The 1,189-nt window shown below is 66.3% G+C and carries 2 protein-coding genes; both read right to left on the bottom strand.

Annotated features, from left to right (window positions below):
* A partial coding sequence (locus ELR45_RS14820; RefSeq protein WP_165367785.1) for an ABC transporter substrate-binding protein occupies window positions 1–753 on the bottom strand: 753 nt, incomplete at its 3' end.
* A 226-nt stretch (window positions 754–979) separates the two neighbouring features.
* Window positions 980–1,189: hypothetical protein (locus tag ELR45_RS37875; RefSeq protein WP_205856605.1), on the bottom strand; the 210-nt coding region annotated here is incomplete at its 5' end.

The following is a 1,189-nucleotide window of genomic DNA, read 5'->3' on the forward strand; positions in this document are numbered from 1 at the left end:
GGCAGACAGGAACGTCACCAGGACGTCATCGCCGAACTCACTGAGGTCAAGGACGACGGCATGTCCGCTGGCAGACAGTGCACCTTCCAGGGTCACCGACGTCGCCACCGCGTCGACCGTCCCGGAGTCCAGGGACGACGCCATCTGGGAGAACGGCACCTCCACCCAGTCGACGCCGCTGGTGTCCACGCCCAGCTGACTCAGCTGATGCACGGTGCTGATCTCGAACGAGCCGCCGCGGCTCGGCGTGCCGATCCGGGCGTCCGCAAGGTCTTGCGGTGACTCGATCCCGCTGTCCCGCCCGGCGACGACGAACAGCCGCGGGTTGTCCGGCCGGTTGACGGACAAGCCCACGGCGGCGGTCAAGGGCAGCCCTTGGTCGACTGCCTGCAGGAAGTCGGGTGCGGTCTGGATCCCGAGGTCGACCTCCTCGTTCGTCAGAGCGATCGGGGTGAGACCGGCGCCGGCGACGTCAGATATCTCGACGTCGAGGTCGTTCCGGTCGAAGATGCCCTCGGCCTCGGCGATCCACATCACCAGTTCCTCGGACGATCCGGTCGAGTTCATCCGGATCGGGCCGGTGTGCTCGGCGCTCCCGTCCCCGTCGCCGGACGTCTCGGAGCCGGACGAGCCTGTCGCGTTTCCGCACGCCGCTGCGAGAACTGCACAAGCGGCGAGCACGAGCGGAAGGCTTCGCCTCCGGAACCCGGAGGGTCGTGGCGTCGCGTACCAATCACTCAGCATGTCCGTCATCGCTTTCATCCGAGCCGATCGCGGCGGACTAGGGCAGTCTCGCCGCGTGCCAACGCAGAACTGCTGTGCTTGTTCCTGGGCGGTGCTCCCACGCCCTGTCGGTGCGTCGTTCAGGGAGACACCACTGTCGGCGGCGCGACAAACGAAGACAACCGGTAATCCGCTGTGCGAAACGCATTGGACAATTGCTGGCAGCCTGTTCGCAACAAGCGGTCGGGCCGGTGGATCAGCGCGCGTCCTTGTCTGCCACCACCGGAGCTCCCCAGGCGAAGGGGAGATGTTCACCTCGGATGACACGCAGCGCCGCCCAGGTCTCTTCATTTCGCGGGTAGCGCAGACCGTTGGAAATCTTGCGGACTGTGTGCGGGCTGCGCCGGACATGAGAAGAGGCCCACCGGAACCGGTGGGCCTCTGAACTGTGATGATGGGTCTTCGG

The sequence above is a fragment of the Phytoactinopolyspora endophytica genome, from assembly GCF_004138495.1.
Taxonomy (GTDB): domain Bacteria; phylum Actinomycetota; class Actinomycetes; order Jiangellales; family Jiangellaceae; genus Phytoactinopolyspora; species Phytoactinopolyspora endophytica.